We start from the raw sequence: 24,236 nt of genomic DNA, 5'->3' as shown, positions 1-24,236 counted from the left end.
CGGGCGGCAGAAGCGCCGACGCCGTGCTGGTGAAGCAGCCCGGTCCAGGGATGGGCCGGGACGGCCGAGGAGTCAAGCGGCCCGGACCAGGAGCGGGCCGGGGCAACTGCGGGTGGGGGCTTCAGATGGTCTGGTAGCCGGCGATGGTCGCGGCCAGGATGTCGGGGCCGGGGCGCTGCCACAGCTCCTCGTTCATGACCTCGACCTCGATCGGGCCGGTGTAGCCCGCCTTGGCCACGGCGTCGTGGAAGGCGCGCATGTCGACGCAGCCGTCGCCGGGTAGGCCGCGGCCGGTCAGGACGCCCGCGGGCAGCGGGGTGATCCAGTCGGCGAGCTGGTAGATGGCGATCCGGTCGCCGGCCGCCTCGATCTTCGGCAGCACGGTGTCGTCCCACCACAGGTGGTACGTGTCGACGGTGACGCCGACCTGGCCGACCGGGTGCTGCTCGGCGATCGACATGGCCTGGTCCCAGGTGTTGATGACGCAGCGGTCGGCCGCGTACATCGGGTGCAGCGGCTCGATCGCCAGGGTGACTCCGGCGGCGGCCGCGTGCGGCACCAGTGCGGCGATCGCGTCGGCGACGTGCGCGCGGGCGCCGGCGATGTCCTTCGAGCCCTCGGGCAGGCCACCGGAGACCAGGACCAGGACCGGCGCTCCAAGGGCAGCGGTCTCGTCGATGGCCCGGCGGTTGTCGTCGAACCAGCCGTCGAGTTGGAAGAAGCCGCTGCGGCAGAGCGTCGTGACGGTCAGGCCGACGTCGCGGACCAGGGCGGCGGAGCGCTCCAGGCCGTACTCGGCGACCGGCTCACGCCACAGCGCGACCTTGTCGACGCCCGCGTCCACACAGCCCTTGACCAGGTCGGTCAGCGCCCAGTGCTTCGCGGTGATCTGGTTGAAGGAGAAACGGTTCATCCCACTGTCACCTCGAAGAACCTGTTGGCCCGGCGTGCGGCCAGGTCCGGGTCGGGAAGCAGGCCGGCGGCGTCGGCGAGCTCGATCAGTTTGGCGAAGTGCGGCACCGAGCGGCCGGACTGGAGGCCGCCGACCATGGTGAAGTGGTCCTGGTGGCCGGCCAGCCAGGCGAGGAACACGATGCCGGTCTTGTAGTAGAAGGTCGGCTTCTCGAAGATGTGCCGGGACAGCGGCACCGTGGGCGCGAAGATCCGGTCGTACTCCTCCAGATCGCCCCGGTCCAGGGCCGCGAAGGCCGCGGCGGCCGCCGGTGCGATGGCCGCGAAGATGCCGAGGAGCGCGTCCGAGTAGCCCTGCTCGTCACCGCGGATCAGTTGCGGGTAGTTGAAGTCGTCGCCGGTGTAGAGGCGCACCCCGGAGGGCAGGCGGCGGCGCAGCCCGATCTCGTGGTCGGCGTCCAGCAGCGAGATCTTGATGCCGTCGACCTTCGCCGGGTTGCTGTTGATCAGCTCCAGCACGGTCTCGGTTGCCTTGTCCACGTCGGACGAGCCCCAGTAGCCCTCGAGCGCCGGGTCGAACGCCGTGCCCAGCCAGTGCAGGACCACCGGCTTGTCCGACTTATTCAATAGTTCGCGATAGACAATGAGGTAATCGTCGGCGTCCCGCGCGGTGGCGGCCATGTGGCGGCTGCACATCAGCACCGGCACGGCGCCGGCGGTGAGGACGTCGGCGAGCTGCTCCTCGTACGCCGAAAGCACTTGATCGAGAGACGCCGGACCCGGCGCCAGCTGATCGGTCGCGACCCCCGCGACGATATTGCCGCCGACCGAGGCCGCCTCCGCGGCACTGCGCCGGATCAGCTCCCTGGTCGCGGTGTAGTCGAGGCCCATGCCGCGCTGCGCGGTGTCCATGGCCTCGGCGACGCCCAGGCCGTGCGACCAGAGATGGTGGCGGAACGCCAGGGTCCGCTCCCAGTCCAGGACCGCGGGGGCGCCGGGCGCGTTCTCCGCGCGCGGGTCCGCGACGACGTGGGCGGCCGCGTACGCGATGCGGCTGCCCGGCGCGCCGGCCGGCTTCTCCCACGTCTTCGTGGAGAGCGTCAGCCGCCGCCCGCCGGGAAGGTCGACGATGCTCACAGCGTGATCCGCCGTCCCTCGCGGGCCGACTGGAGGCCGGCCTCGGCCAGCGCGACACCGCGGGCGCCGGAGGTGAAGTCCCAGTGGAACGTCTCGCCCGCGACGACGTGCCGCAGGAACGCCTCCCACTGCACCTTGAAGCCGTTGTCGAACTCCTCGTTGTCCGGCACCTCGGTCCACTCGTCGCGGAACGACTTCCCGGTCAGCGGCAGGTCCGGGTTCCACACCGGCTTCGGCGTGGTGGCCCGGTGCTGGATCTTGCAGCCGCGCAGGCCGGCGACCGCGCTGCCGTGGGTGCCGTCGACCTGGAACTCGACCAGCTCGTCCCGGTTGACCCGGACCGTCCACGAGGAGTTGAGCTGGGCGACGATGCCGCCCTCCAGTTCGAAGATCGCGTACGCCGCGTCGTCGGCGTCGGCCGTGTACGCCTCGCCACGCTCGTCGATCCGCTCGGTGATGTGGGTCGCGGTGGCGCACTGGACCGCCCGGACGTTCCCGAACAGCTCCTCGAGGACGTAGTTCCAGTGCGGGAACATGTCCATCACGATGCCACCGCCGTCGGCGAGCCGGTAGTTCCAGGACGGCCGCTGGGCCACCTGCCAGTCGCCTTCGAAGACCCAGTAGCCGAATTCTCCGCGCACCGACAGGATCCGGCCGAAGAAGCCGCCGTCGATGAGGCGCTTGAGCTTGCGCAGGCCGGGCAGGAACAGCTTGTCCTGCACCACGCCGTTCTTGATGCTCGCGGCGGTGGCCAGCTCGGCCAGCTCCAGCGACGCGGCGGAGCTCTCGGCCAGCGGCTTCTCGGTGTAGACGTGCTTGCCGGCGGCGATGGCCTGCCGGATCGCCTTCTCCCGCTGGGCGGTCACCTGGGCGTCGAAGTAGATCTCCACGTCCGGGCGGGCCAGGGCCGCGTCCAGGTCGGTGGTCCACTCGGTGAGGCCGTGCCGGGCGGCGATGGCGGCCAGCTTGTCGGGGTCGCGGCCGACCAGGATCGGCTCGGGCCAGATGTGCCCGCCACCGGCCAGCGGCACGCCACCCTGCTCGCGGATGGCGAGAAGCGAACGAACCAGGTGTTGCCGGTAGCCCATCCGCCCGGTGACCCCGTTGACGATGATGCCGATCGATCTGCGCGCTGCCATGTGGAACCCTCCGCCGGTGATGAGGAAAGCGCTTTCCTGCTGCTGGCAGCGTAGGCGGCCGAAGCCGTTCCGACAAGTCCGAGTTGATCACCCTGACCGGCGGCAAGGGCCCCTACCGGGCGGTTGCCCTACGAGAAACGGCAGGTGGATGACGGTTCGGCGAATTTCACTCGACGGGATTCACATGCTTTGACACCACACGTGGGGATACCTAATGTCGGCGCGGCATCACTCCGAACCCCCAGACCCGAGGGCGAAGCCGCATGAGCACGAGTGACGACTCCGGCAGCGTCGAGGAGCTGCGGCAGGTCGAACAGGCGGCCCGCTGGCTCGACGAGGCCGACCGCGGCGTCTTCGCGCTCTGGCGGGAGGAGGTGGGGGGAGGCATCGGCCGGGGGCGGGTGGCGGACCGGCTGGAGACCAGCCGGGCGGACGCCGACGTGCGGATTCAGCGAATGCGCACGTCGCTGGAGTGGTGCCGGGTGCTTGTCGCCGCACTGGAGGCGTCGCCGCAGTGCCGAGGGCTCGCGGTGCCGGTCAGCGCCTGGGACGGGGCGCCGAATCCACAGTGGCGGGGCGGTTCGGGCGGCATATCCGGGAATGCCGGACATGTCGGGGACGGCTGCGGGGTGAGGAGTCGATCGAGCGGCTTCTCGCCAGCGCCGTCACGGAGCCCACGAAGCCTGCGGAGCCTGCGAAATCTACGGAGCCCACGAAGCCTACGGAGCCCGACGCCACCGCGGCGCCGGACGTCGCTCCGGGAGGAGACCAGGGCGCGCCCGTCGCACGGAAGCCGCGGCGGGGACGGCGGACGCGCGTCGCCGGGTTGACGGCGATCGTGCTGGTGGGGGCGGGCGCTTCGGCGTACACCCTGCTCCCGAACCGGCCCGGACCGATCGCGGAGGCCGCCGATGTGGCGGCCAGCGCGACCACCGTTTCACCCGCGCCGTCCACGTCCACCGAATCGACCTCGCTCTCGGCGATCGACGCGCCGGGCACCTACACGTTCGCGGCGGCGAAGGCCTACTGCGCCGCCCTCGACCGGACCTTGCCGACCCGGGTCGAATCGCTGTCGTTCGCCACCCCGGGCCCGTTCTTCTGGACATCGACCCCCTACGCGACGACCGGGACCGCACGGAAGGCCTGGGCGGTCAGCGGATCCATCAGCCGGGGTGTGGCCCAGTCGGCCCGGCACCACGCCCGATGCACCCGATCGGCGACACCCACGGTGACCGACTTTCGGATCGCGGCCGGGCAGGTCACCGACCCGGAGACCGGTCTGACCTGGCAGCGGGGCTTCGCACCGGCGGCCGTGGCCGCCTCCGCGGCAACGAGCTACTGCGCGAAACTCACGCTGGGTGGCCGGTCCTGGCGCCTTCCGACGGTACGCGAGCTGGCCACCACCGTCGACGAGACCCGGACGGTTCCGGCCGTCGACACGAAGACCTTCCCCGGTACGCCGAGGAGCGGCTGGTTCTGGGCCGCCCCCGAGTCAGGCCGACGCTGGATGCTGACCTATCTGGACGGCTCCACCGATTCCGGCCGGGCGAGGACCGGTCACGTGCGCTGCGTCTCCTGATTCAAAAGATCAAACAGGCGTACGCCGATCGCACCGACATCCGCGGCCGTCCACTCCAGAGCGGGCCCGGCCGCCGTGACCTCGGTCATCGCGTAACCGGGCACGTCCGCGTCCGACCAGCCGCCGGCGAACCAGACGCCCTCCTTCTCGGCCATCGCCAGCACCGCCTCGTTGAGGACCGCCGCCGGGTAGGGCAGCCAGAGCCGGAACTGGTGGGTGTGCGGCGGCTCCGGGTACACCCGGGCTCCGGGCAGCGCGGCCAGTGCCCCGGCGATCACCCGGGCGTGTGCCACGTACTCGGGGATCCGGGGCAGCTCACGGTCCAGGCCGGCGAGCGCGGACAGGGCGACCGGCCACTGCTGGAAGAGGTGGCCGCCGTACCGGTGCCGCCAGGTGCGGGCGTACTCGGTCAGGTCGGCGGTGCCGGCCAGGACGGCGCCGCTGATCCCGCCGAGCGTCTTGTAGAACGACACGTAGACGCTGTCCGCCAGGGCCGCGATCTCCCGGATCGACCGGCCCAGGTAGGGGGCCGACTCCCAGATCCGGGCGCCGTCGAAGTGCACCCGGGCGCCGATGCCGCGGGCCGCCTTCGTCACCTCCACCAGTTCCGGCCAGGTGGGCAGCACGAAACCGGCGTCGCGCAACGGCAGTTCGATGACGACCGTACTGACCGGCTCGGCCAGGCTGACGATCTCGGCGGCGGTCGGGTTCCGTGGCGCGCTGGTCGAGCGGATCCCGCGCAGGCCGGTGAGCTCGGCGTACGCGTGCCGCTCGTGCACCTCCTGGTGGCCGAGCGGGTGCAGGGCGGCGGCCGGTACGCCGAGCCGTTCGGCGCCGTAGCGCAGCGCCACCTGCTGGGCCATCGTCCCGGTCGGGAAGAGCACGGCGTCCTGCGTGCCGAGCAGCCCGGCCACCCGCTTCTCCAGGACGGTCACCGGGCCGCCGCCGTAGAAGTCGGGCAGGCCGTCCAGGTCGGCGGCGGTCTCCAGGGCGACGACGTGCTCGCGCATGGTCTTCGGTCTGACCCCGGAGAGGATGCGGTCGCATGCTCGTATGGCGGTCTGGCGCCGTTGGATCAAGGAATCCGGCATCAGCGGATGATCGCATGCCACGCGTTTTGTCGGACCCGGTCGCTACTGTTCGCGCCATGCGGAGCACCTTCGTCTTCCCGTCAGGTTGGTATCGACACCGGTCCGCGCGCCGGGGCAGCGCCGGAGTGGCCGCCTTCGTGCCATCCCCGAAGGCGCGTGCCGCGGTGGACGGCGACACCTCCCACCACCGGGAGCGGCTCCGGCAGTGGCTCAACTCGCCAACGACCCCGGAGCCGATCCGGGCCGGCGCACTCGCGTGGCTGGCCGGTTCGCCGGAGACCACCCCACTCGGCGCCGCGGCGGTCCCGGCGATCGCCCAGCTCAACCGTTGGGACAGCACCGACTGGGCGCACCTCTACGCCGATGTGTGGATCGGCGAGCGTGGGCTGCGTTTCGCCGCCGAGGCCGCGGTCGGCCTGCTGGGCCTGGCGGTCAAGGACGCCTTCGTCCCACGCGGCGCCGCGAACGGCGACAAGATGGGCGTGTGCCCGAAGGCGCCCGGCGACGTGAACCACACCGGGGTGGCGGACGCGCCGATGCTGATCCTGCTGCGGGTCCGGCAGGCGCTCGCGGCCGCCTCCGAGGCGGAATACGGCGAGGTGAAGGCCGCGGTGGAGCCGTTCCGGCAGGGCCATCTCTATGAGCGGGTGGCGGCCGCCGTCCTCTTCCCCGAGGAGCGCGCCTGGATCGAGGAGGATGCGGCCGCGGCGGCCGGCGCTCACGACGGATATCTGGCGGCGCTCCTCTTCACCGCCGCGAGCACCCCGGAGGACGTGACGGTCCTGCTGCCGGTGGCGAGCGATTACACCATGTCGAGCTCGCTGCACATGCTGTCCACTCTGGTCGAGGGCGTCGGCCCGGCCGCCGTCCCGGCCCTGTTCCACTGGTTCGACACCGGCTACAACGACGCCGAGACGCGCCGGCGGCTGCTCGCCGTGCTCGCCGTGCTCCCCGGCGACGAGGTGTCCCGCGGGCTGATCGAGCGCATCGACACGAAATACGTTTCCACGGCCCTGCTGGAGCACGCCGACCGCTACCCAGGGCCCGCCCTGCGCCTGCTCGCCGAGGCCGCCGGCAAGCGGGAGATCGCCGAGCTGCTCCGCGCCCACCTGCTGAAACACCGGGATCTGGCCGCCGGGGTCGCTGCTGAGCTGAGCCCCGAGGCGGCCGACCGGGTCGAGCGGATCCTCGCCGACGAGGCGATCGCTGCCCCGCCCGCGCCACTGTCCGCGGTGCCGCCGGTGCTCGCCGACCCGCCGTGGAAACGCGACGCCAAGGCCGTCAAGCCGGTCGTCATCGCCGGGCTGACCTGCGATGACCCGGCCGTCCTCGACTGGCCGGAGGGGGAGCGGGAGCGTTGGGCCGAGACCCGCGTCCATCAGTACGGTGGAGATCGCGAGTGGGAGAGCTACGCGAGCCAAGTCGACACCGCGCACCTGGGTGCGCGGGAGGGGGCACTGCTGTTCCTTGGCGCGCCGGAGGAGACCGCCCGGCGGGTGATGGCCGACTGGGATCCGAGCGACACCTGGTCCATCGGGAAGTACATGCGGCCGGTCGCCGTCCGGCACGGGCTCGGCGCCCTGCCCCTGCTGCTGCGGCTGGCCCGGCGGGCGCCGAGCGAGATGGCGCCGGTGCTGCTGCCGTTCGCCGCGCCGGAGGTCGCCGTGCTGGTGGCGAACTGGCTGGCCCGGCTCAAGAGCATGCGGCCGGAGGCACTGGCGTGGCTGCTGCGGCACCCGTCCACGGCCGCCCGCGCGCTCGTCCCACCGGCCCTCGGCAAGCCCGGCAGGGCCCGGCAGCAGGCGGAGAACGCGCTGGTCACCCTGCACACCAACGGCCTTTCCGAGGCGGTGCGCACGGCCGCACAGGAGAACGGTCCGGAGGCCGCGGCCGCGATCGAGACCCTGCTCGCCACTGATCCGCTCAGCCTCGTCCCCACCAAGGTCCCGCCGGCGCCGGCCTGGGCCGATCCCAGCCTGCTCAAGCCGGTGCTGCTGCGCGACGGCTCCGGGGCGCTTCCCGCCGAACCGGTGACGAACCTGGTCACCGTGCTGGCGATGTCCCGGCTCGGTGAGCCGTACCCGGCGCTGGACCGGATCGTCGAGGCGTGCGAGCCGGCGAGCCTGGCCGCGTTCGCCTGGAGCCTCTTCGAGCGGTGGCAGGCGTCCGGCGGCGTCTCGAAGGAGAACTGGGCACTCGACGCGCTCGGCCTGCTCGGTGACGACGAGACGGTTCGCCGGCTCACCCCGCTGATCCTGGTCTGGCCCGGCCAGGGCGGGCACGCCAAGGCGGTCACCGGATTGCAGGTGCTCGCCGCCATCGGCAGCGACGTGGCCCTCATGCACCTGCACCACATCGCCCAGCGCGCGAAGTTCACCGGGCTCAAGAACGCCGCCCGGCAGAAGATGGACGAGGTGGCGGCCGGGCTGGGGCTGACCGCCGAGCAGCTGGCCGACCGGCTCGTCCCCGGCCTGGGCCTGGAGGCGGACGGCAGCCTGCGCCTCGACTACGGTCCCCGGCAGTTCGTGGTGGGCTTCGACGAGCAGTTGCGGCCGTTCGTGGCGGACGCCGACGGCCGGCGGCTCAAGGCCCTGCCCAAGCCCGGGGCGCGCGACGACGCGGAGCTGGCGCCGGCGGCGTACCAGCGGTTCTCCGCGCTGAAGAAGGACGTCCGGACGATCGCCGCCGACCAGGTCCGCCGGCTGGAACGGGCCATGGTCACGAACCGGCGATGGAGCGGCGCCGACTTCCGGCGGCTCTTCGCCGAGCACCCGCTGGTCTGGCACATCGTGCGCCGCCTGGTCTGGGTCACGTTCGACGCCGACGGTGCGCCGGCCGGATCGTTCCGGGTCGCCGAGGACCGCTCGATCACCACGGTCGACGACGAGGAGACCATGCTGGCCGACGACGCCGTGGTCGGGCTGGCGCACCCGCTCCACCTCGGCGACGAGGTGGCGGCCTGGGGCGAGGTGTTCGCCGACTACCAGATCCTGCAACCGTTCCCGCAGCTCGGACGGCCGGTCTTCACCCTCGGTGAGGACGAGCGCACGGTCGCCCGGCTGGCCCGGTTCGAGGGCGTCAAGGTGCCGACCACCAAGGTGATCGGGCTGGAGCGGCGCGGCTGGCGCCGGGAGGCGCCCCAGGACGCGGGCATCCAGGGCCACATCGAGTTCGTCATCGCCCCCGGCCTGGAGATGGTCGTCGAGCTGGACCCGGGCATCGCGATCGGGGCGCTCGACATCCTCCCGGACCAGCAACTGGAGCGGGTCTACCTGCACGACGGCACGGGCAACCGGTGGCGCTCGGAGGGCCACCTCACCCTCGATCGGCTCGATCCGGTGACCGCCTCCGAGCTCCTCAAGGACCTTGAGGAGCTGGCCCGGCCATAAGGGCCGCCAGGCACTCGGCCGACCCGCACACCTGGCGGCGGCAACTCACCCTCGTCATCCGCGGCGCGGCGCGGGAGGACGCTTGGCGCCCGGTCGGGCGCCAAGCGCGGGGCGTCAGGCGGCGGGGGCCAGGTCTTCCGGGTTCTCCGGATAGTGGGCGCCGAGTTCGACGAAGATGTCGGCGTTGCAGCGGAAGGCGAGCCGGGCCTCGGCCAGCATGATCTCGGCCTGGTCCTCGGTCAGGTCGAGGGCGTCGAGTCGCGCCCGGTAGGCGATCTTGTAGGCGCGCGGGTCGGGGATCTGCTCGAAGCGGTAGAACGAGGTGCCGGCCTCACCCAGGCCGTAGAGATTGGCCAGGGTGCGGCCGATCATCTGGCCGCCGCTGAGGTCGCCCAGGTAACGGACGTAGTGGTGGGCGATGAAGTGGGTGGGCGAGGTGGCCGCCTGTTCACGGAGACGCTCGGCGTAGCGGCGGGTGGAGTCGAGGACGGTGATGACCGACTCGCAGTCCGGGCCGTAGAGGTGGGCCAGGTCGGCTTCCAGGGACGGCACCCGGGTCAGCGCCGGATCGGCGAAGCCCGCGACCAGCTCCCCGGCGGCACCGGCGACCGGACCGGTGCGCATGCGGGCGGCGGCGGACTCCAGCTCCCGGTAGATGGTCAGGTACTGGGCGGTGAGGGCGGCGTAACCGGCCATCGGCACCGAACCGGCCATCAGGCGGGAGATGAAGCTGCGGGTCTCGGCCTCACGGTGTTCAACCATGGTGGCGCGGCGGATGCGGGTGGAGAAGTCGGTCATCTCGGCTCGTCCTTCCTGATCATCGAGTTGGTGGCGCGGCAGGGGGTCACGGGGACGCGACACGACGTCGATGTCATCTCGATCATCCTCATTGAGCGGCCGCCGGGTCCAGACCCGTTGGGCGGTTCTTCAGCCGCCTGCGGGACAGCCCGCGGCGGACAAATCGGAAGGCGACGTACAAGATACCCGCCGCCAGCCGAACGGGCCGTTCACCCGTACCGAGCCGGTGCCGCCGAGACGGACGTTGCCGGTGTTGCCGACCAGGTAGCCGGCGGCGGCGTACGCGGATCGGGCCTACGTCCTGGCCGCCGGACGGGTCCGCGGTGCCGGGGCCGCCCCGGGAGGTGTTCACCGAGGGGTGCTCAGCGACGTGTACCAGCACGGGATCGAGGTGTTCGGCCATCCGCGGGCCGGGACACCGCTCGTGGTGCCGCGACGCTGAACGGGACGTCCAGGGCCGCGAAGAAGCGCTTGGCGCACTCGATCCGCGCCGGGTCGGTGCTCTTGTCGTCTGCGATCACCGTGCAGCCGTTGTCGAGGGCCACCAGCCAGCCGGGGTGGTAGTCGCCGAGTGGGGTGGGGATGACGTAGTCGCCGGGCAGTCGGGCGTAGACGACGACGTCCTCGCGGGTCTCCAGCTCGTGGATCAGGGCGAGGTCGGTGGTGGCGTGGTCGTAGATGTTCTTGGCGAGTCGCGGGCCGGCGCGGGTGAGGTCGATCCTGGGCCGGAGGTCGGTGAAGATCTCCCGGTGGACGGGGAGGATGTCGTAACTGAGCCCCTGCAAGACCAATTCAGACTTTTCCCGGTTTATCAGGATTGCAGTTGCCTCGGTGAAATGGGCGGGGTCGTTGCGGTACAGGCCGAAGGTCTGCGGGTCGACTCCGGCGAGGATGTCCCCGACCGTGTGCCGGGTGAGGCCGGTCGTCTCCGTGATCTCGCCGATCAGGTCCCGGGTCTCGCCGCAGATCGGATATGTCCGTACTTGTTGACCGGCCTGCACCGCGATCCGCAGTGGATCGACACGCAGCGAGGCATCGAGAGCGGCGACACAGCGGGCGATCAGCTCGGTGGAGTCGAAATCGACCCGGTAGACGGCCCGACGGCTGATCCGCTCCACCGCCGCCTGGAACTCCGGCCGGTGGAAGTTGGCGTTGCGCGCGAGCCGGGTGAGACGACGGCCGTCGGTCACGGCCCCGAAACCGGCCTCCTTCTGCAGTCCGGCCACGAAGGACGCGTAGGACTCGTCGGTCACCACGGTCAGCTCGTTGATCTCGTGCACGACGGCCGGATCGTCCATCCGCTCGCCGTCGCGGTCCACCGCGAGCCGCAACCCCCGGCCCACCTCCTGCCGCCGGGACACGATGTTGTCGCTGCTCTTGAGCATGCCCATGACGAAGACGTTCGGGTTGTCCCACCCTTCACGCAGGGCGGAGTGGGAGAAGATGAACCGGACCGGCTCCTCCGGCGACAGCAGCCGCTCCCGATCCCGCAAGATCAGACTATATGCGTCTATATCGGTTGACGTCGGGTCGACCCAGCGCCGGGTGCGCCGGTCGATCGCGAAGTAGCCCTGGTGGGTCCGCTCCACCGGGATCGACGCCAGGTGGCGCCGGTAGTCGCCGTCCGGCTCGGCCGCGACCAGATCCTGATACTCCTCGACGAAGATCCGGGCGTACTCCCCCAGCTCGTCGTCGGCCGAGTAGTCCCGGTACCGGCTGACCCGGTCGATGAAGAGCAGGGACAGCACCTTGATCCCGCGCGCCCAGAGCTCCCGCTCCTTGTCCAGGTGGGCCCGGATCACCTCACGGATCTGCACCCGCCGGATCGCGGCGACCGGCGCCGACGACGGCGACTCCAGCCCGATCACGGTGATCTTTTTGACAAGCCTTTCCCGGTACGCCTCCCGCGCGTCCAGCCGGTGCACCAGATCGTGGGTGACCCGGTGGGTGGCCGAGTACCGCAGCACCATCAGCGGGTCGAACCGGCTCAGTGACGCGAGCGACCGCGCCGAGCCGATCCGCTGCGGCTCGTCGATGATCACGACCGGTCGCGCCGCGCTGATCACGTCGATCGGCCGCCGGGACCGGAACGCGTCCAGCTCGTCGTAGATGCGCCGGTTGTCACGGGCCGCCGAGTTGAACGCCTGAACGTTGATGATCATCACCTGTACGCCGGCGCCGTCCCGGAACCGTTCCAGTTCGTGCAGCTCCGCGGAGTCGTACACGAAATGCCGCGGCCGCGTGCCGTACGCCTGCCGGAAGTGCTCGCCGGTGACCTCGAACGACCGGCGCACCCCCTCGCGGATCGCCACCCCGGGCACCACCACGATGAACTTCGCCCAGCCGTACCGCCGGTTCAGTTCCATGATCGTCTTGATGTAGACGTAGGTCTTGCCGGTGCCCGTCTCCATCTCGACATCCAGGTTCGGGGTGCCGTCCGGGGCCGCGTCGCTGCGGGCCGGCGCCGTGGAGAGCGGCAGCCCGGCCCGCCTCTGCACGGCCCGGATGTTCGCCAGCAGCCGCTCCGGGTCCAGCCGCAGCGGCGCGTTGCGGTTGCCCGGATCCCGTCGCGGCTGCCCGGCGAAGCAGTCCACCACGGCGGCCACCGCCTCGCTCTGGTACGCCTGCACCTTGAACTGGAGCCGCACCGCTCACAGGACCTTCACGTCGGTGGCCGGCGACACCTCGGCGAACACCTGGCCGGCGTTGATCCGGTCGGCGTCCCCGGCGAACGCCGAGTCCCGGAAGACCGCCCACCGCGGCCGCCGCTCGGCGACCGCCCGGACCGCCGCCGGGCTGACCGTGGCGGCGAAACAGGCGACCAGCTCACCGGCGACCAGGATCTCGCGCCCGTCGGCCGTCGCCACCGTGATCGGCGTGGCCGGGTCCAGACCCCAGTCCAGCTGCACCTGGAGCAGCAGGTCCTCCCCGGTGCGCCCGGGCCGGATCCGGTCCGTGTGCGCGACCAGGCCGGCCTGGTCGAGCGTGTCCGGCGGCACCCGGGCGTCGGCGAGACCCGAGGTGTCCCAGCGCAGCACCCGGAACCCGAGGTCCAGGGCCGTGCCGGGGTGCCGGGCGCGGATCTCGGCGGCCACGTTGCGGACCCGGGTCAGGCCGATCTCGAAGATGGACGCCAGCCCGGCCTCGGCGACCGGCAGCGGCTCCGGGATCTGCACGCCGATGAAGCGCCGGTTGCCGCCGTCCGCCAGGTTCTGTTCCAGGACGGCGTGCGCGGTGGTGCCGCTGCCGCTGAAGAAGTCGAGCACGATGTCGCCGTCACCCGGTTCGCCGGCCAGCTGGAGGATGCGCCGGACCAGCTCGACCGGCTTGACCGAGTTGAGAACGTTCGCCGTGTTCTCGAACGGGACGTAGCGCAGCAGTGCCCGTTTGGCGTCCTGGGTGTGCCCGACCTCGTCGTACGGCCACAGCGTCTGCGGGGTGCGCCCGGCCGCCACCTCGGAGAGGAACCGCTTGACCGCGGGCACGTTGTCGCCGTCCGCGCCCCACCAGATCCGCCCGTCCGCGTCCAGCTCGTCGAACCGCTGCCGGGAGATGCGCCAGTAGCTGCCCCGGGGCGGCCCGTCGATGACCCGGCCGGACGGCGCGGTGATCGGGTAGACACCGGCGTCGTACCGGTTGCGGGCCGACATGTTCTCGGCCTTCCACGGGCCGCGCGGGTCGTCGTCGGGGTTGCGGTAGCGCGCCTCCATGGCCTCGGTCCGGGCCAGCGGCCGGGGCTGCCAGCGCTCCCGGTTCCGCGCGAAGACCAGGATGTAGTCGTGGTCCTCGGAGAACCAGCGGGCCGAGTTCTTCGGGGCGTACACCTTCTGCCAGATGATCTGCGCGACGAAGTTCTGCTCACCGAAGATCTCCGTACCGATCTTCTTGAGGTTGTCGATCTCGTGGTCGTCGATCGAGATGAAGATGACCCCGTCGTCGGCCAGCAGGTTCCGGGCCAGGGCCAGCCGCGGGTACATCATGGTCAGCCAGTTCGAGTGGAACCGCCCGCCCCACTCGGGATTGGCGACCAGCGGCACCCCACCCGCGCCGACCTGCCCGGATCCGGTCAGATACCCGGACCGGGTCTGCGAGAAGTCGTCGTCGTAGATGAAGTCGTTGCCGGTGTTGTAAGGCGGGTCGATGTAGATCAGCTTGATCCGCCCGAGGTACGGCTCCTGCAACAGCCGCAGCACGTCGAGGTTGTCGCCCTCGATGAACAGGTTGCCGGTGGTGTCGAAATCCACCGACTCGGAGCGGACGGGACGCAATGTCCCGAATGCCGGTTCACGCGCCTCGCGTTGCGCCCGCCGCTTGCCCGGCCAGTCCAGCCGGTAACGCTCCCGGTCGCCCTCGACCACGTGGTCACCGAGCCGCCGCCGCAGCTGATCGAAGTCGATGGCCCTGGTCGCCCGGCCGTCCGCGCCGATCACCTCGGTGACGGCCATGGGAAACAGCTCGGCGAGCCGGTCGGCGTCGCGCGCCGCCGGGTCCACGCTGTCCCGCCTCAGGCTGTCCACAGGACCCGGAGCCTACTCGCCCAAGCGGTAAAAACCGGACCTTACACCGCCATTTTCGGTACGCGGGGGACAAAGCCCATCAGGAGGGCGATAACCCGGGGACATCGATACCGTTCCGTTCTATGCGATGATCTTTGAACTCTTCTTTCATTCACGGGGTTGATGGATGTTCACTCTCCTTTCTCGATCTTTGATCACCACGGCCGTCTCCGCGGCCGTCCTCGTCAGCACGGCCGGTTCCGCGGTCGCGGCCACGAACACACTGACCGTCACCGCGATCAACCGCTCCGGCGCCAAGGTGAGCATCGCGGCCACCGTGATCAACGTCAGCTCGAACCGTTCGTACACGATCCGTACCGGGAAGGCGAAGAAGCTGCCGAAAGGCACTTACGCCGTGCTGGCCGCGATCCCGACCGGCTACACCACCACCCTCGGCGGCAAGCCGGTGAAGGTGTCCGGCTCGAGCAGGCTGACCCTCGACGCCCGCTACGGCAAGCCGGTCAACCTGGGTCTCAGCCCCGCGGTCACCGGGCTGGCGAAGTCGACGCAGGCGAGGCTCTGCGTCGACGACTTCCAAAGCTCGGCGGTCGAGGCGTACGGCTCCGACGGCAGCCCGGTGTACGTCATCCCCACCGCCTCGAAGAAGATCCAGTTCGCCGCCATGGGCACCTGGAGCAACGGGATCGGCGCCGGGGACAGCTACGCGGTCGTGCACCGGAGCAACGGCGTTCCGAGCACCCCGTCCCGCGCCTTCAAGCGGACGTCGCTCGGCACGGTCACGATCGACTCCCGGCGCGGCACCGGCCTCGCGAACGACAACGGCATCGCCGTGCAGCCGCAGGAGGGGTGCGCCAACGACCTGTACTCGAACCTGTTCAACAGCGAGGCGCCGACCTACTCGAAGGTCCACCTGACCCCGGGTAAGTGGCACGTGCGCAGCGACAGCCACGCGACCGCCACGAGCGGCGAGAGCTGGAACGTCGACAGCCTGTTCGCGCTGCGCACCGTCAAAGCCGGCAAGTCCGCGTTCGTCCGCTTCAACGGGGCGGTCAAGGGGCCGGGCTACGAGCTGCCGACGGTGATCCGGGGACGGCTGGACTACCCCCTCTACGACATGTTCAACGATCCGGCGTTCCGGGATTACGGCGACCCGGCCAAGGTCGTCGCCACCCTCAAGACCGGCGGCAAGACGGTGAAGACCCGGAAGCTGTCCACCTACGGCGCGTACTCGCCGGTGCTCAGCTACTGGGTCAAGAAGCCGGGCTGGTACACCCTCACCGCCAACGCCACCCGGTACTACCCGGGCATCACCCTGCCGAGCGGGATGCTCTCCACCGCATCCGGCGTCGTCTTCCGCTTCCACGCGAAGCCGAACACCAGCGTGCTGCCCGCGCTCTTCTCCGTGCAGCACTTCCCGTCCGGCCTGAACAACTGGAACCGCGCCAAGGCCGGCAGCACCACCAACGTCGCGATCAGCCTCACCCGGGCCGCTCACGACACCGACGCCAAGAGGATCGCGAACCCGAAGCTCAAGTCGCTGACCACGAAGATCTCCTCCGACGGCGGGCGGACCTGGCGTTCCGTCCCGATTCGGAAGATCAACGGCGTCTGGCACGCGATCGTCCCGAACCCGGCGTCCGGCGCGGTCTCGCTGCGCACCCGGGCCATCTACACCAACGGTGGTTACACCGAGGCGACCGTCTTCCGGGCGTACGCGATCGGTTGACGAAGCCGGCGGCCCGGTCTCACCGGCCGGGCCGCCGCACCACGATCCGGATCAGCGCTCCGATGGCGTAGCCGAGGAGCAGCACCCCGATGCCGGAGGCGGTCACCCGCGCCGGCGGCACGTCCGAGACCAGCCCGGCGATCAGGCCGGCCAGCGCGGCCAGACAGACCGCGCCACCGAGCACCCGCAGCGCGGGATCCCGCAGCACCGGCGCGAGCGGCACAAAGTGCAGCCCGACGACCGCACCGACCAGGACCGGGATGTACTCGGACTGATGGACGACGGCGAGCAGCACGGCTCCGAAACCGGCCGCCGCCAGCTCTCCCGCGAAGATCACCAGATACCGGCGGTCGGTGGTCGTGTTCCGTTCCACCGGGCCCTCCCGGTGGGCCCGCAGCACCACCAGCGCGCCGATGCCGGCCACCAGGATCGAGGTCAGGCTGCCCACCACGAGGTAGGTGCCCAGAGGCGGCCGGCTGTCCGGCACGCTGAACCAGATCATTCCGAAGACACCCAGGTAGAGCGCGGTCAAACCGGCCTGTCGCCGCTCGGCCAGCGATGCCTTCACAGTGGTTCCCCTCCACGGACCGGGACAGCCACCGGTCGGCGGCCCATGGCATCTTACGAACGGGGTCGTCATCCGGTTCGCCGGTGGCTGATGTGGAGGACCGGCGCTCGTCCGAACGTCGATGTTTCACTACCCGTCCGGGTGTGAATTGATGGTGATCTCGATGTGGAACGTGAATGGCCGGGAACCTGTCCGCCAGACAGGGTCATGGCCCAGTACTTCGATTTAGTCATCCGTTGCCCGGCGTGCATCGCCGACGGGCGGGACGGCGGATTGCCCGGTTACTGGTATCACCATCAGTGCGGCGGTGGACTCCAGATCGGCGACGACGCCAACTACCAATGCAAGAGCTGCTTTCAGCGCCACCATGTGCGTAATTGGCGGTATGCCTGCCAGCAGCACGAATCGGATTTCCGGGCGACCACCTCCGCCCATCTGGCCAACGCCGTGTCGACCGCCGGCCAGCTCACCAGCGTCGCCGGTCGCCGCTGGCTGATGACCTTCCTGGAAAACCTCGGCGACTGGTGATCACTTATCACCGCCTCTACTTCCGGTGCCCGGCATGCGTCGGCAGCGGGATGCGAAGCACCGTGGCCAGTTACTGGTACCACGACTGCGGCGGGCCACTGGAGCTCGGCAGCAATGCGTCGATCCGCTGTACGAGCTGCTGGGAGGAGAGCCATGTGTCGAATTGGCGCTATTCGTGCAGCAACCACAGTGGTGACTACCGCGCCACCAATTCAGCGCTGTTCGCCGGCTCGATGAGCATGTCCGCCGCCCTCGTACAGGCCGGCGGCCGCCGCTGGCTGATGAGCGTGCTGACCAACCTCGCGGACTGGTGAGGGCGTACCGAAAGGGGAAATGCATTGCGAGTGGCCCAACCCGGCGTCGTCCTGACCGCCGTGCCGGAGGAGCCGCGGCATCGCGGCATGCATCTGGCCGTGGTGGCGGCCGACGTCGCCCCGCGACTCGGCGTCTCCGGCGGGCACGACGACCGCGCACCCCGGTACGTCCGGCTGGTGAACCCGTCCACCGGAGCGGCCGGATACGCCCGCCTGCACACCGGCGAGCACCTCGCGCCGGGCATCGTGGCGGTGCAGGGATACATCATGGACAACGCCGGGATCACCGCCGGTGAGAGCGTCCGGGTGGAGCGGTGGGATCCGGAGCGGGACGCCCGGCCCGCGACCGAGGTGACGCTGGCCCGGGTCGCCGGTCTCCCGGCCGGGCGGGTGCAGGCCGGTGGGGTACGGGTGCGCCTCACCGACTCCGGGCTCACCTTCCTGCCCGGCCACCGGTTCTCGCTGCCGGCCGGCGGGGCGGACCTGACCTTCGAGGTGGTCGCCGCCGACCCGCCCGATGTGCCGGTCCGGTGCACCCCGGAGACCGTGGTGACCCTCCAGGACGCCACCGGCCCGGACACCGCCGACCGCACCACCGGCCGCCCGGAGGCCGCGGAGGACGTCTTCGCGGACATCGGCGGCCTGGACGCGCCGATCCGGCGGATCACCGAGCTGGTCATCTGGCCGGCCGAGCAGCCGGAGCTGTTCACCCGGCTCGGCATCGGCGCGGCCCGCGGCATCATCCTGCACGGCCCGCCGGGCACCGGTAAGACGCTGCTCGCCCGGGCCGTGGCCAAGCGGATGGGCGCCCACTTCTTCCTGATCAACGGCCCCGAGGTGATGTCCAAGTTCTACGGCGAGGCCGAGCGCAAGCTTCGGGAGGTGTTCGCCGAGGCGGCCGAGAAGCAGCCGAGCGTGGTCTTCATCGACGAGCTGGACTCGATCGCGCCGTCCCGGGACCGGGTCTCCGGCGACCTGGAGGTCCGCCTGGTCAGTCAGCTGCTCACGCTGCTGGACGGGTTGCACGGCCGCGGCCAGGTGGTGGTCATCGGCGCCACCAACCGGCCGGCGGCGATCGACCCGGCCCTGCGCCGCCCGGGCCGCTTCGACCACGAGGTGGAGATCGCCGCACCGGATCAGGCCGGGCGCCGCGACATCCTGCGGGTGCACAGCCGTGGCACCCCGCTGGCCGCCGGCGTGGACCTCGACGACCTGGCCGAACGGACCGTCGGGTTCGTCGGCGCCGACCTGGCCAGCCTGGTGCAGGAGGCGGCGTTCGCGGCGGCCCGGCGCCTGATGGGCAGCGGTCTGGATCCGGCCTCGCTGAGCCGCGCCGAGGTGGGCCCGGACGACTTCGCCGAAGGGCTGCGGACCGTGCAGCCGTCGGCGTTCCGTGAGTTGCGCCCGGCGCTCAGCGGACCGGACTGGGACGATCTGACCGGCCTGGAGGCGGCGAAACAGGCCCTGCTCCAGCTCGTCGACTGGCCGCTCACCCGACGGGAACGGCTGGCCGGGCTGGGCGTGGCCCGGCCCGGCGCGCTGCTGCTCACCGGACCGCCGCTCGGCGGCAAGACCTGCCTGGTCGGGGCGCTGGCCCGGCGGATGTCGGCGACGCTCCTGCGCCTGCCGGCGATCGAGCTGCTCAGCCCGTGGGCGGGTGAGGCCGAGCGGATGATCCGCGACACCTTCGTGAAGGCCCGGCAGACGTCGCCGAGCATTGTGCTGATCGACGACCTCGACCGGCTCACCGCCGGCGATGCCGACCTGGTCCGCCGCCTGCTCGCCCAGGTGGACAACGAGATGACCCAGCTGACGTACGCCACCGCGGCCTCGGTGATCGTCACCGCCCGCACCGGGGGCCTGCCTCCGGCGGTCCGGCACGACCCGCTCTTCTCCGACGTCGTCGAGCTGGGCCCGCCGTCGTCCACGGAGATCCGTACGGTCGTGCAGCGCCGCCTCGCCCCGTACCTGGACGGTGAGGTGACCGCCGACGAGCTGGCCGCCGAACTCCGCGACCGTTCGATCGGCGAGGCGCTGCGGGTCTGCGACGACGCGCTGACCGGCGCGCTGTGGGACGAACCGGATCACCCGGTCGTCCGGAAACAACACCTCATCACGGCTCTCGACCGTGCCACACACACCCGTACCACCAGTCCGGAGGAGGACGAGCTCAGTGTCTGACATCCCCAACGGAGGTCGCCGTCAAGCCGTGCCACGGCAGACCATGGAATCGCCGAAGCAGGTGACCCTCCAGTTCCTCGACGACACCTGGGAGCGGCTGCTCAACTCGCTGGAGCGGCTCGAGCAGGTGAGCGAGGGCTACCGCAATCTGACCGCCACCCGGCTCGACCAGCACCCGGACCGGGACCGGATCACCGAGTCGGAGCTGGACGTCCGGTGGGAGGTCCACCTCCAGATCAAGAGCCTCGAACGGATCGTCAAACCGGTCATCGGGGACGCGCAGTGGATGATCGACGACTTTCTGCGCTGGTTCGGCGGCCGGGCCCGGCGGCCGCTCGCGGTCACCGACGAGTACGCCGTACCGGTGCTGCACTGCATCATGGACCACCCGTACGAGCTGCCGGATCTCGACGAGGTCGTGCCCACCGAGACGGACATCCTGGACGCCGCCGAAGCGCTCGGCCGTGGCCTGCACGAGTCCGACAAGATCGAGGAACGGTTCCTCGCCGACTCCCGGCTGGAGGCCAGCCGGCACCTCCACACCCGCGCCCGCAGCCGGAGCAGCGGTCTGGTCCGGCTCAGCGAACTCAACCGGAAGCTGGCCGTGCACCTGGCCTATCTGATCGACCACCCCCAGCCCGCGAAGGAGGAACCGAGATGAGTCAGTACGACACCCAGGTTCCGGAAGCCGAGTGGTTCAGCCTGGTGATGCGCTGCCCGGCCTGCCTGTCCGAACAGAAGGAGCCCGGCCCGGCGGCGCAGTGGTTCCACGCCTCCGACGACGGGTTCGTGCAGGTGGGCAGCAGTGCCCAGTACCGCTGCACGAGCTGCCGGTGCGTCGAGCACGTGAAGAGCTGGCGGTACGCGTGCGAGGCGCACCAGACCGACTTCCGCCCCACCTCGTCCGCGCACCTGGCGAACGCGCTGTCCACCGCCGGGCAGATCACCAGCGTGGCCGGCCGGCAGTGGATGCAGCGGTTCCTGGAGAACCTGGGCGAGTGGTGAGACCGGCGGAGGAGCCGGGGCAGGGTACGCCACCGGCTCCTTCGTCATCAGAGCACCTGATGAAAGATCACTTGGTGAAGGATCACTTGGTGAAGGTGAAGTAGCCGTACGTCGTGTAGTTGGCGCTGTCGCCGGAGGTGCCCTTGAGGTACGCGGCACGAACCCGGAACTTGACGCCGACCCGGTGCGTGCCGGTGAAGGCGGCGACCGACTTCCCGTCCGCTTTCACCGCGACGAAGCTCTTGCTCCAGGCACGCCACTTCCCGCCCGACCAGTACTCGACGGTGACCTGCTGGCGACGGCCGGGGTAGGCGGTCATCGTGGTGGTGAACTTCGGGGTCGCCTTCTTGTGGAAGTAGAAGTAGGAGACCGAGCCCTTCTTAGCGGTCTTGTAGTGCTTCGAGACCGCGGTGGCGACCGCGACCCGGGTCTGCACGGTGGACGTCACGGTGCGTGCGCCGTACCGCTCGTCGCCGGCGAATGCCGCGGTCAGCGTGGTGTTGCGGGTCACCTTGAGGCTCGCGGTGAGGTAGCCGGAGCTGTTCACCGTTCCCCGCTCGAGCAGCCGGTTCGCCTCCGGCCCGTACGGGTCGGCCCAGATCTCCACGACCCGGTTGGTGTGGGTGGCGCCCAGGCGCGCCGTGAAGTTCACCGTGGTGCCGTACCCGAAGATCCCGCCGTTGCCGTTGAGGGCCAGCGCTGGGGTCTGCTTGACGATCGGGTCCGCCGGGGCGTTGAGCACCCAGAGCCGGAACGCCCTGTCGTACTTCGCGACGGCGAACAGCCGCGGGCCGCCCGGCTGCCACGCGATACCCCGGTCCTGCACACCGTCCCTGACCAGCTCACCGGAGCCCGGTTCGGCCTCGCCACCGGCCTCGGGGAGCCGGATGGTCTGCATGGCGGTGGTGCCCGCGCCCTCGAAGACGTAGATGTCGTCACCGGTCGTCTGGTTGGCGACGGAGACGGCGATCCGGCCGTCGGTGGCGACGTCGACGCCGTTGGCCCGGGCCAGGGCCGGGTAGGTCACGACGGTGGACAGGTCGCTGACCCGGATCTGCTCCCCGAACAGGTCGGCGACGCGCACCAGACCCGTCCCGTCGGCGGTGAAGGCGGTCTCCTTGGCCGCCGTCCCCTCGGCGGAACCCCGAACCTTCTCCACCGCGGTCCCGGAGGAGACGTCATACACCGTGATGCTGCCCTCGCGGGCGAACTGGTCGCCGGACACCACGATCGTTCCGGGCGCGGCGGGGCTGCCGTAGACATACGGCTGGCTGTCGGAGAACCCGTCCTCCTTCGACGGCGGGTCGAGCCAGACGGTGGAGTCCGCCGGATCGACCGACCCGAAACTGCCCCGGTCGTCGCGGCCGTAGCCGAACCACAGCTTGCCGCCGGCCGGCACCACATCGCCCGGGTAGACGGTGTCGCCCAGCGGGTACCGCTTCGCCTCGGCCAGGGTGCCGGTGTCCACCTCGACGATCGCGTGCGACGCCCCGAAGTAGAGCCGGCCGGAGTCGGCGGAGAGGGCCAGGTCGCCGACGTACCCGTAGCCCTCCAACTCGTCGATCGACCAGCATCGAATCAACCGAGGGGACGATCCGGGGCCGACGCGTCGTGAAACTGGGCACGGATGCCCGCCTTCATCGAGATCGCTTCGGGCACGCCTAGACTGTGCCGGCGCCCGAAGACCGATTGACCAGGGGAGATCCGCAGTGAAGCTGGCCAGTGAGGTCTCCGCCGACAAGCTGCGGGGCGGCTTCTACTCACCGGCCGGGCTCGTCCAGGTGTGCCTGGAGCGGGTCTCCGCGCTGGTGACCGACACCGATGCCCTCCGGGTGCTGGAGCCCAGCGCCGGCGACGGGGCGTTCCTGCGCGGCATCGCCGGGCACCCGCTCCGCGAGCGGGTCGGCGACGTGGTGGCGGTCGAGATCCTGGAACCCGAGGCGGCCGCGTGCCGGGACAGCGGCGTGGCCCTCGGCGAAAACCTGCACGTGCATCACGGCAGTTTTCTGGACGACTACGTCCGGTTGGCGCCGGCCTTCGACGTGGTGGTGGGCAATCCGCCCTTCGTCCGCTTCCAGTTCGTCGACGCCGACGAGCGGCGCAAGGCGGAGGCGGTCGCCACACAACTCGGCGTCACCCTCAAGGGCGTCTCCAACCTGTGGATCCCGATCCTGCTGAAGGCCATCTCCTGCCTGCGTACGGGCGGGGTGTTCGCCTTCATCCTGCCCGCCGAGTTCCTCACCGGGATCTCCGCCTCGATGGTCCGGGACTGGCTGCTCACCCACACCACCGAACTGCAGATCGACCTCTTCCCGCCGAATTCCTTCCCGGGGGTGCTACAGGAGGTCGTGGTACTCAGCGGGCGACGGTTGGACGCCTCCGCCGAGACGGCGAGCCTCACGGTCTTCGACCACAGTGGGGAGCGGCCGGCCTGGAGCCATCAGGTTCGCCCGGGCGCGCCCACGTGGACGAACTTCCTGCTGACCCCGGCCCAGGCGGACGCGTACACCGGGGCCTCGCAGTTGCCGGGCTGCATCGGCCTCGGTAACGCGGTGCGGTTCAGCGTCGCCACGGTGACCGGCGCGAACGACTTCTTCTCGGTGGACGAGGCGACCGTCGAGAGGTACGAACTCGCCCCCTGGGCCAGGCCGCTGCTGCCCCGCATCCGCAACGCCCCCGGGCTGGTCTTCACCCAGGAGGATCACGACCTGATCCGCAGCGGTGGCAGCAAGGGCCACCTTCTGGACTTCTCCGGCACGGCACCGGACCCGATGGCGGCATCCGGCCCCACCGACTATCTCGGCCTGGGTGAGCAGGATCTGCTGCACGAGCGGTACAAGTGCCGGATCCGTAGCCCGTGGTATCGGGTGCCCGTGGTCGCGCCCGCCGAGCTGATGCTCTCCAAGCGCTCGCACCTGTTCCCGCGGGTCGTCCTCAACACCGTGTCGGCGATCACCACGGACACGATCTACCAGGGCCGGCTCACCGCGGCGTACGCCCAGCGGGGCCGGGCGGTGGCGGCGTCGTTCCACAACTCGCTGACCATCTTGAGCGCCGAGATCGAGGGCCGCAGCTTCGGTGGTGGGGTGCTGGAGCTGGTGCCCAGCGAGGTGGCCCGCCTGCGGATCTTCGTGGCCGACGAACTCGCCGAGGATCTGGACAAACTGGACGGCATCGCCCGGTCCACCGATCCGGACAAGGACAGCCTGCTGGTCGAGGAGACGGATCGGCGGCTGGCGAAGGTGGTGGACGGCCTGGACGACTCGGTTCTCGCCACTCTCGCCGATGCACGTCGTACGCTGCTCCAGCGCCGCCTCGACCGGAACCGGTCAGTCGCGATCTGAGCCCCGGG

19 protein-coding genes are annotated in these 24,236 nt (G+C 70.6%); 10 read left to right on the top strand and 9 right to left on the bottom strand.

Going from position 1 to position 24,236, the window contains the following annotated elements:
* Window positions 1-121: 121 nt before the first annotated feature.
* From KZ829_RS31590 to KZ829_RS31580, 3 genes are read right to left on the bottom strand one after another with little or no spacing between them, the layout of a single operon-like run.
* Entirely contained in the window at window positions 122-913 is a 792-nt protein-coding gene (locus KZ829_RS31590) for a sugar phosphate isomerase/epimerase family protein (protein ID WP_220147511.1), read from the bottom strand.
* On the bottom strand, window positions 910-2,049 hold the full coding sequence (locus KZ829_RS31585) for a dihydrodipicolinate synthase family protein (protein WP_220147510.1): 1,140 nt from the start codon (window positions 2,047-2,049) through the stop codon (window positions 910-912). The genes KZ829_RS31590 and KZ829_RS31585 overlap by 4 nt, the downstream gene beginning before the upstream one ends.
* Window positions 2,046-3,188: a Gfo/Idh/MocA family protein gene (locus KZ829_RS31580; RefSeq protein WP_220147509.1), complete on the bottom strand. Its 1,143-nt coding sequence runs from the start codon at window positions 3,186-3,188 to the stop codon at window positions 2,046-2,048. Before KZ829_RS31580 ends, KZ829_RS31585 begins: the two co-directional genes overlap by 4 nt.
* 263 nt (window positions 3,189-3,451) lie before the next feature.
* Between KZ829_RS31580 and KZ829_RS31575 the strand changes: the two genes are divergently transcribed.
* Together KZ829_RS31575 and KZ829_RS31570 are read left to right on the top strand one after the other, a co-directional pair.
* Window positions 3,452-4,018, top strand: coding sequence for a hypothetical protein (locus KZ829_RS31575; protein WP_220147508.1), 567 nt, complete (start codon window positions 3,452-3,454; stop codon window positions 4,016-4,018).
* The gene (locus KZ829_RS31570) at window positions 4,015-4,767 is read left to right on the top strand and encodes an Lcl C-terminal domain-containing protein (protein ID WP_220147507.1); all 753 of its coding nucleotides are present in this window, start codon (window positions 4,015-4,017) and stop codon (window positions 4,765-4,767) included. The genes KZ829_RS31575 and KZ829_RS31570 overlap by 4 nt, the downstream gene beginning before the upstream one ends.
* Here the strand turns inward: KZ829_RS31570 and KZ829_RS31565 are convergent.
* Complete coding sequence (locus KZ829_RS31565; protein ID WP_246636589.1) at window positions 4,746-5,777, bottom strand: threonine aldolase family protein; 1,032 nt, start codon at window positions 5,775-5,777, stop codon at window positions 4,746-4,748. The two genes, KZ829_RS31570 and KZ829_RS31565, sit on opposite strands and share 22 nt — an antisense overlap.
* Window positions 5,778-5,914: 137 nt before the next feature.
* On the opposite strand from KZ829_RS31565, the gene KZ829_RS31560 reads away from it, so the two are divergent.
* On the top strand, window positions 5,915-9,247 hold the full coding sequence (locus tag KZ829_RS31560) for a DUF4132 domain-containing protein (RefSeq protein WP_220147505.1): 3,333 nt from the start codon (window positions 5,915-5,917) through the stop codon (window positions 9,245-9,247).
* Window positions 9,248-9,361: 114 nt separating this feature from the next.
* Here KZ829_RS31560 and KZ829_RS31555 read toward each other — a convergent pair whose 3' ends face one another.
* From KZ829_RS31555 to KZ829_RS31545, 3 genes are all read right to left on the bottom strand, one after another.
* Window positions 9,362-10,045 (bottom strand): biliverdin-producing heme oxygenase, encoded by a 684-nt coding sequence (locus KZ829_RS31555; protein WP_220147504.1) that lies wholly within the window; start codon window positions 10,043-10,045, stop codon window positions 9,362-9,364.
* Window positions 10,046-10,407: 362 nt separating this feature from the next.
* Complete coding sequence (locus KZ829_RS44675; protein ID WP_220147503.1) at window positions 10,408-12,693, bottom strand: DEAD/DEAH box helicase family protein; 2,286 nt, start codon at window positions 12,691-12,693, stop codon at window positions 10,408-10,410.
* Between the two features lie 3 nt (window positions 12,694-12,696).
* Window positions 12,697-14,562, bottom strand: coding sequence for a site-specific DNA-methyltransferase (locus KZ829_RS31545; RefSeq protein WP_308285740.1), 1,866 nt, complete (start codon window positions 14,560-14,562; stop codon window positions 12,697-12,699).
* 166 nt (window positions 14,563-14,728) lie between these two features.
* Here KZ829_RS31545 and KZ829_RS31540 point away from each other — a divergent pair, with 166 nt between their 5' ends.
* On the top strand, window positions 14,729-16,288 hold the full coding sequence (locus KZ829_RS31540) for a hypothetical protein (protein WP_220147502.1): 1,560 nt from the start codon (window positions 14,729-14,731) through the stop codon (window positions 16,286-16,288).
* A gap of 19 nt (window positions 16,289-16,307) precedes the next feature.
* On the opposite strand, the gene KZ829_RS31535 is transcribed toward KZ829_RS31540, so the two are convergent.
* Complete coding sequence (locus KZ829_RS31535; protein ID WP_220147501.1) at window positions 16,308-16,856, bottom strand: hypothetical protein; 549 nt, start codon at window positions 16,854-16,856, stop codon at window positions 16,308-16,310.
* A gap of 207 nt (window positions 16,857-17,063) precedes the next feature.
* Here KZ829_RS31535 and KZ829_RS31530 point away from each other — a divergent pair, with 207 nt between their 5' ends.
* The 5 genes from KZ829_RS31530 to KZ829_RS31510 are packed head-to-tail and all read left to right on the top strand — an operon-like array spanning window position 17,064 to window position 20,884.
* The gene (locus KZ829_RS31530; RefSeq protein ID WP_220147500.1) at window positions 17,064-17,384 is read left to right on the top strand and encodes a hypothetical protein; all 321 of its coding nucleotides are present in this window, start codon (window positions 17,064-17,066) and stop codon (window positions 17,382-17,384) included.
* A gap of 50 nt (window positions 17,385-17,434) precedes the next feature.
* Complete coding sequence (locus KZ829_RS31525) at window positions 17,435-17,698, top strand: hypothetical protein (protein WP_220147499.1); 264 nt, start codon at window positions 17,435-17,437, stop codon at window positions 17,696-17,698.
* Between the two features lie 30 nt (window positions 17,699-17,728).
* Window positions 17,729-19,879 carry an AAA family ATPase gene (locus KZ829_RS31520; protein WP_308285747.1) on the top strand — a complete coding sequence of 717 codons (2,151 nt, stop codon included), beginning with the start codon at window positions 17,729-17,731 and terminating at the stop codon, window positions 19,877-19,879.
* A 28-nt stretch (window positions 19,880-19,907) separates the two neighbouring features.
* Window positions 19,908-20,540, top strand: coding sequence for a hypothetical protein (locus KZ829_RS31515; protein WP_220147497.1), 633 nt, complete (start codon window positions 19,908-19,910; stop codon window positions 20,538-20,540).
* On the top strand, window positions 20,537-20,884 hold the full coding sequence (locus KZ829_RS31510) for a hypothetical protein (protein WP_183224100.1): 348 nt from the start codon (window positions 20,537-20,539) through the stop codon (window positions 20,882-20,884). The genes KZ829_RS31515 and KZ829_RS31510 overlap by 4 nt, the downstream gene beginning before the upstream one ends.
* An 82-nt stretch (window positions 20,885-20,966) precedes the next feature.
* Here the strand turns inward: KZ829_RS31510 and KZ829_RS31505 are convergent, their stop codons facing one another.
* On the bottom strand, window positions 20,967-22,466 hold the full coding sequence (locus tag KZ829_RS31505) for an LVIVD repeat-containing protein (protein ID WP_220147496.1): 1,500 nt from the start codon (window positions 22,464-22,466) through the stop codon (window positions 20,967-20,969).
* 127 nt (window positions 22,467-22,593) lie between these two features.
* Between KZ829_RS31505 and KZ829_RS31500 the strand changes: the two genes are divergently transcribed.
* On the top strand, window positions 22,594-24,228 hold the full coding sequence (locus KZ829_RS31500) for an Eco57I restriction-modification methylase domain-containing protein (RefSeq protein ID WP_220147495.1): 1,635 nt from the start codon (window positions 22,594-22,596) through the stop codon (window positions 24,226-24,228).
* The last annotated feature ends 8 nt before the right edge of the window (window positions 24,229-24,236 follow it).

This window comes from Actinoplanes hulinensis (genome assembly GCF_019429605.1).
GTDB lineage: Bacteria > Actinomycetota > Actinomycetes > Mycobacteriales > Micromonosporaceae > Actinoplanes > Actinoplanes campanulatus.
The sequence above is the reverse complement of the archived record's forward strand: the minus strand, read 5'-3'. Positions and strand labels throughout refer to the sequence as shown.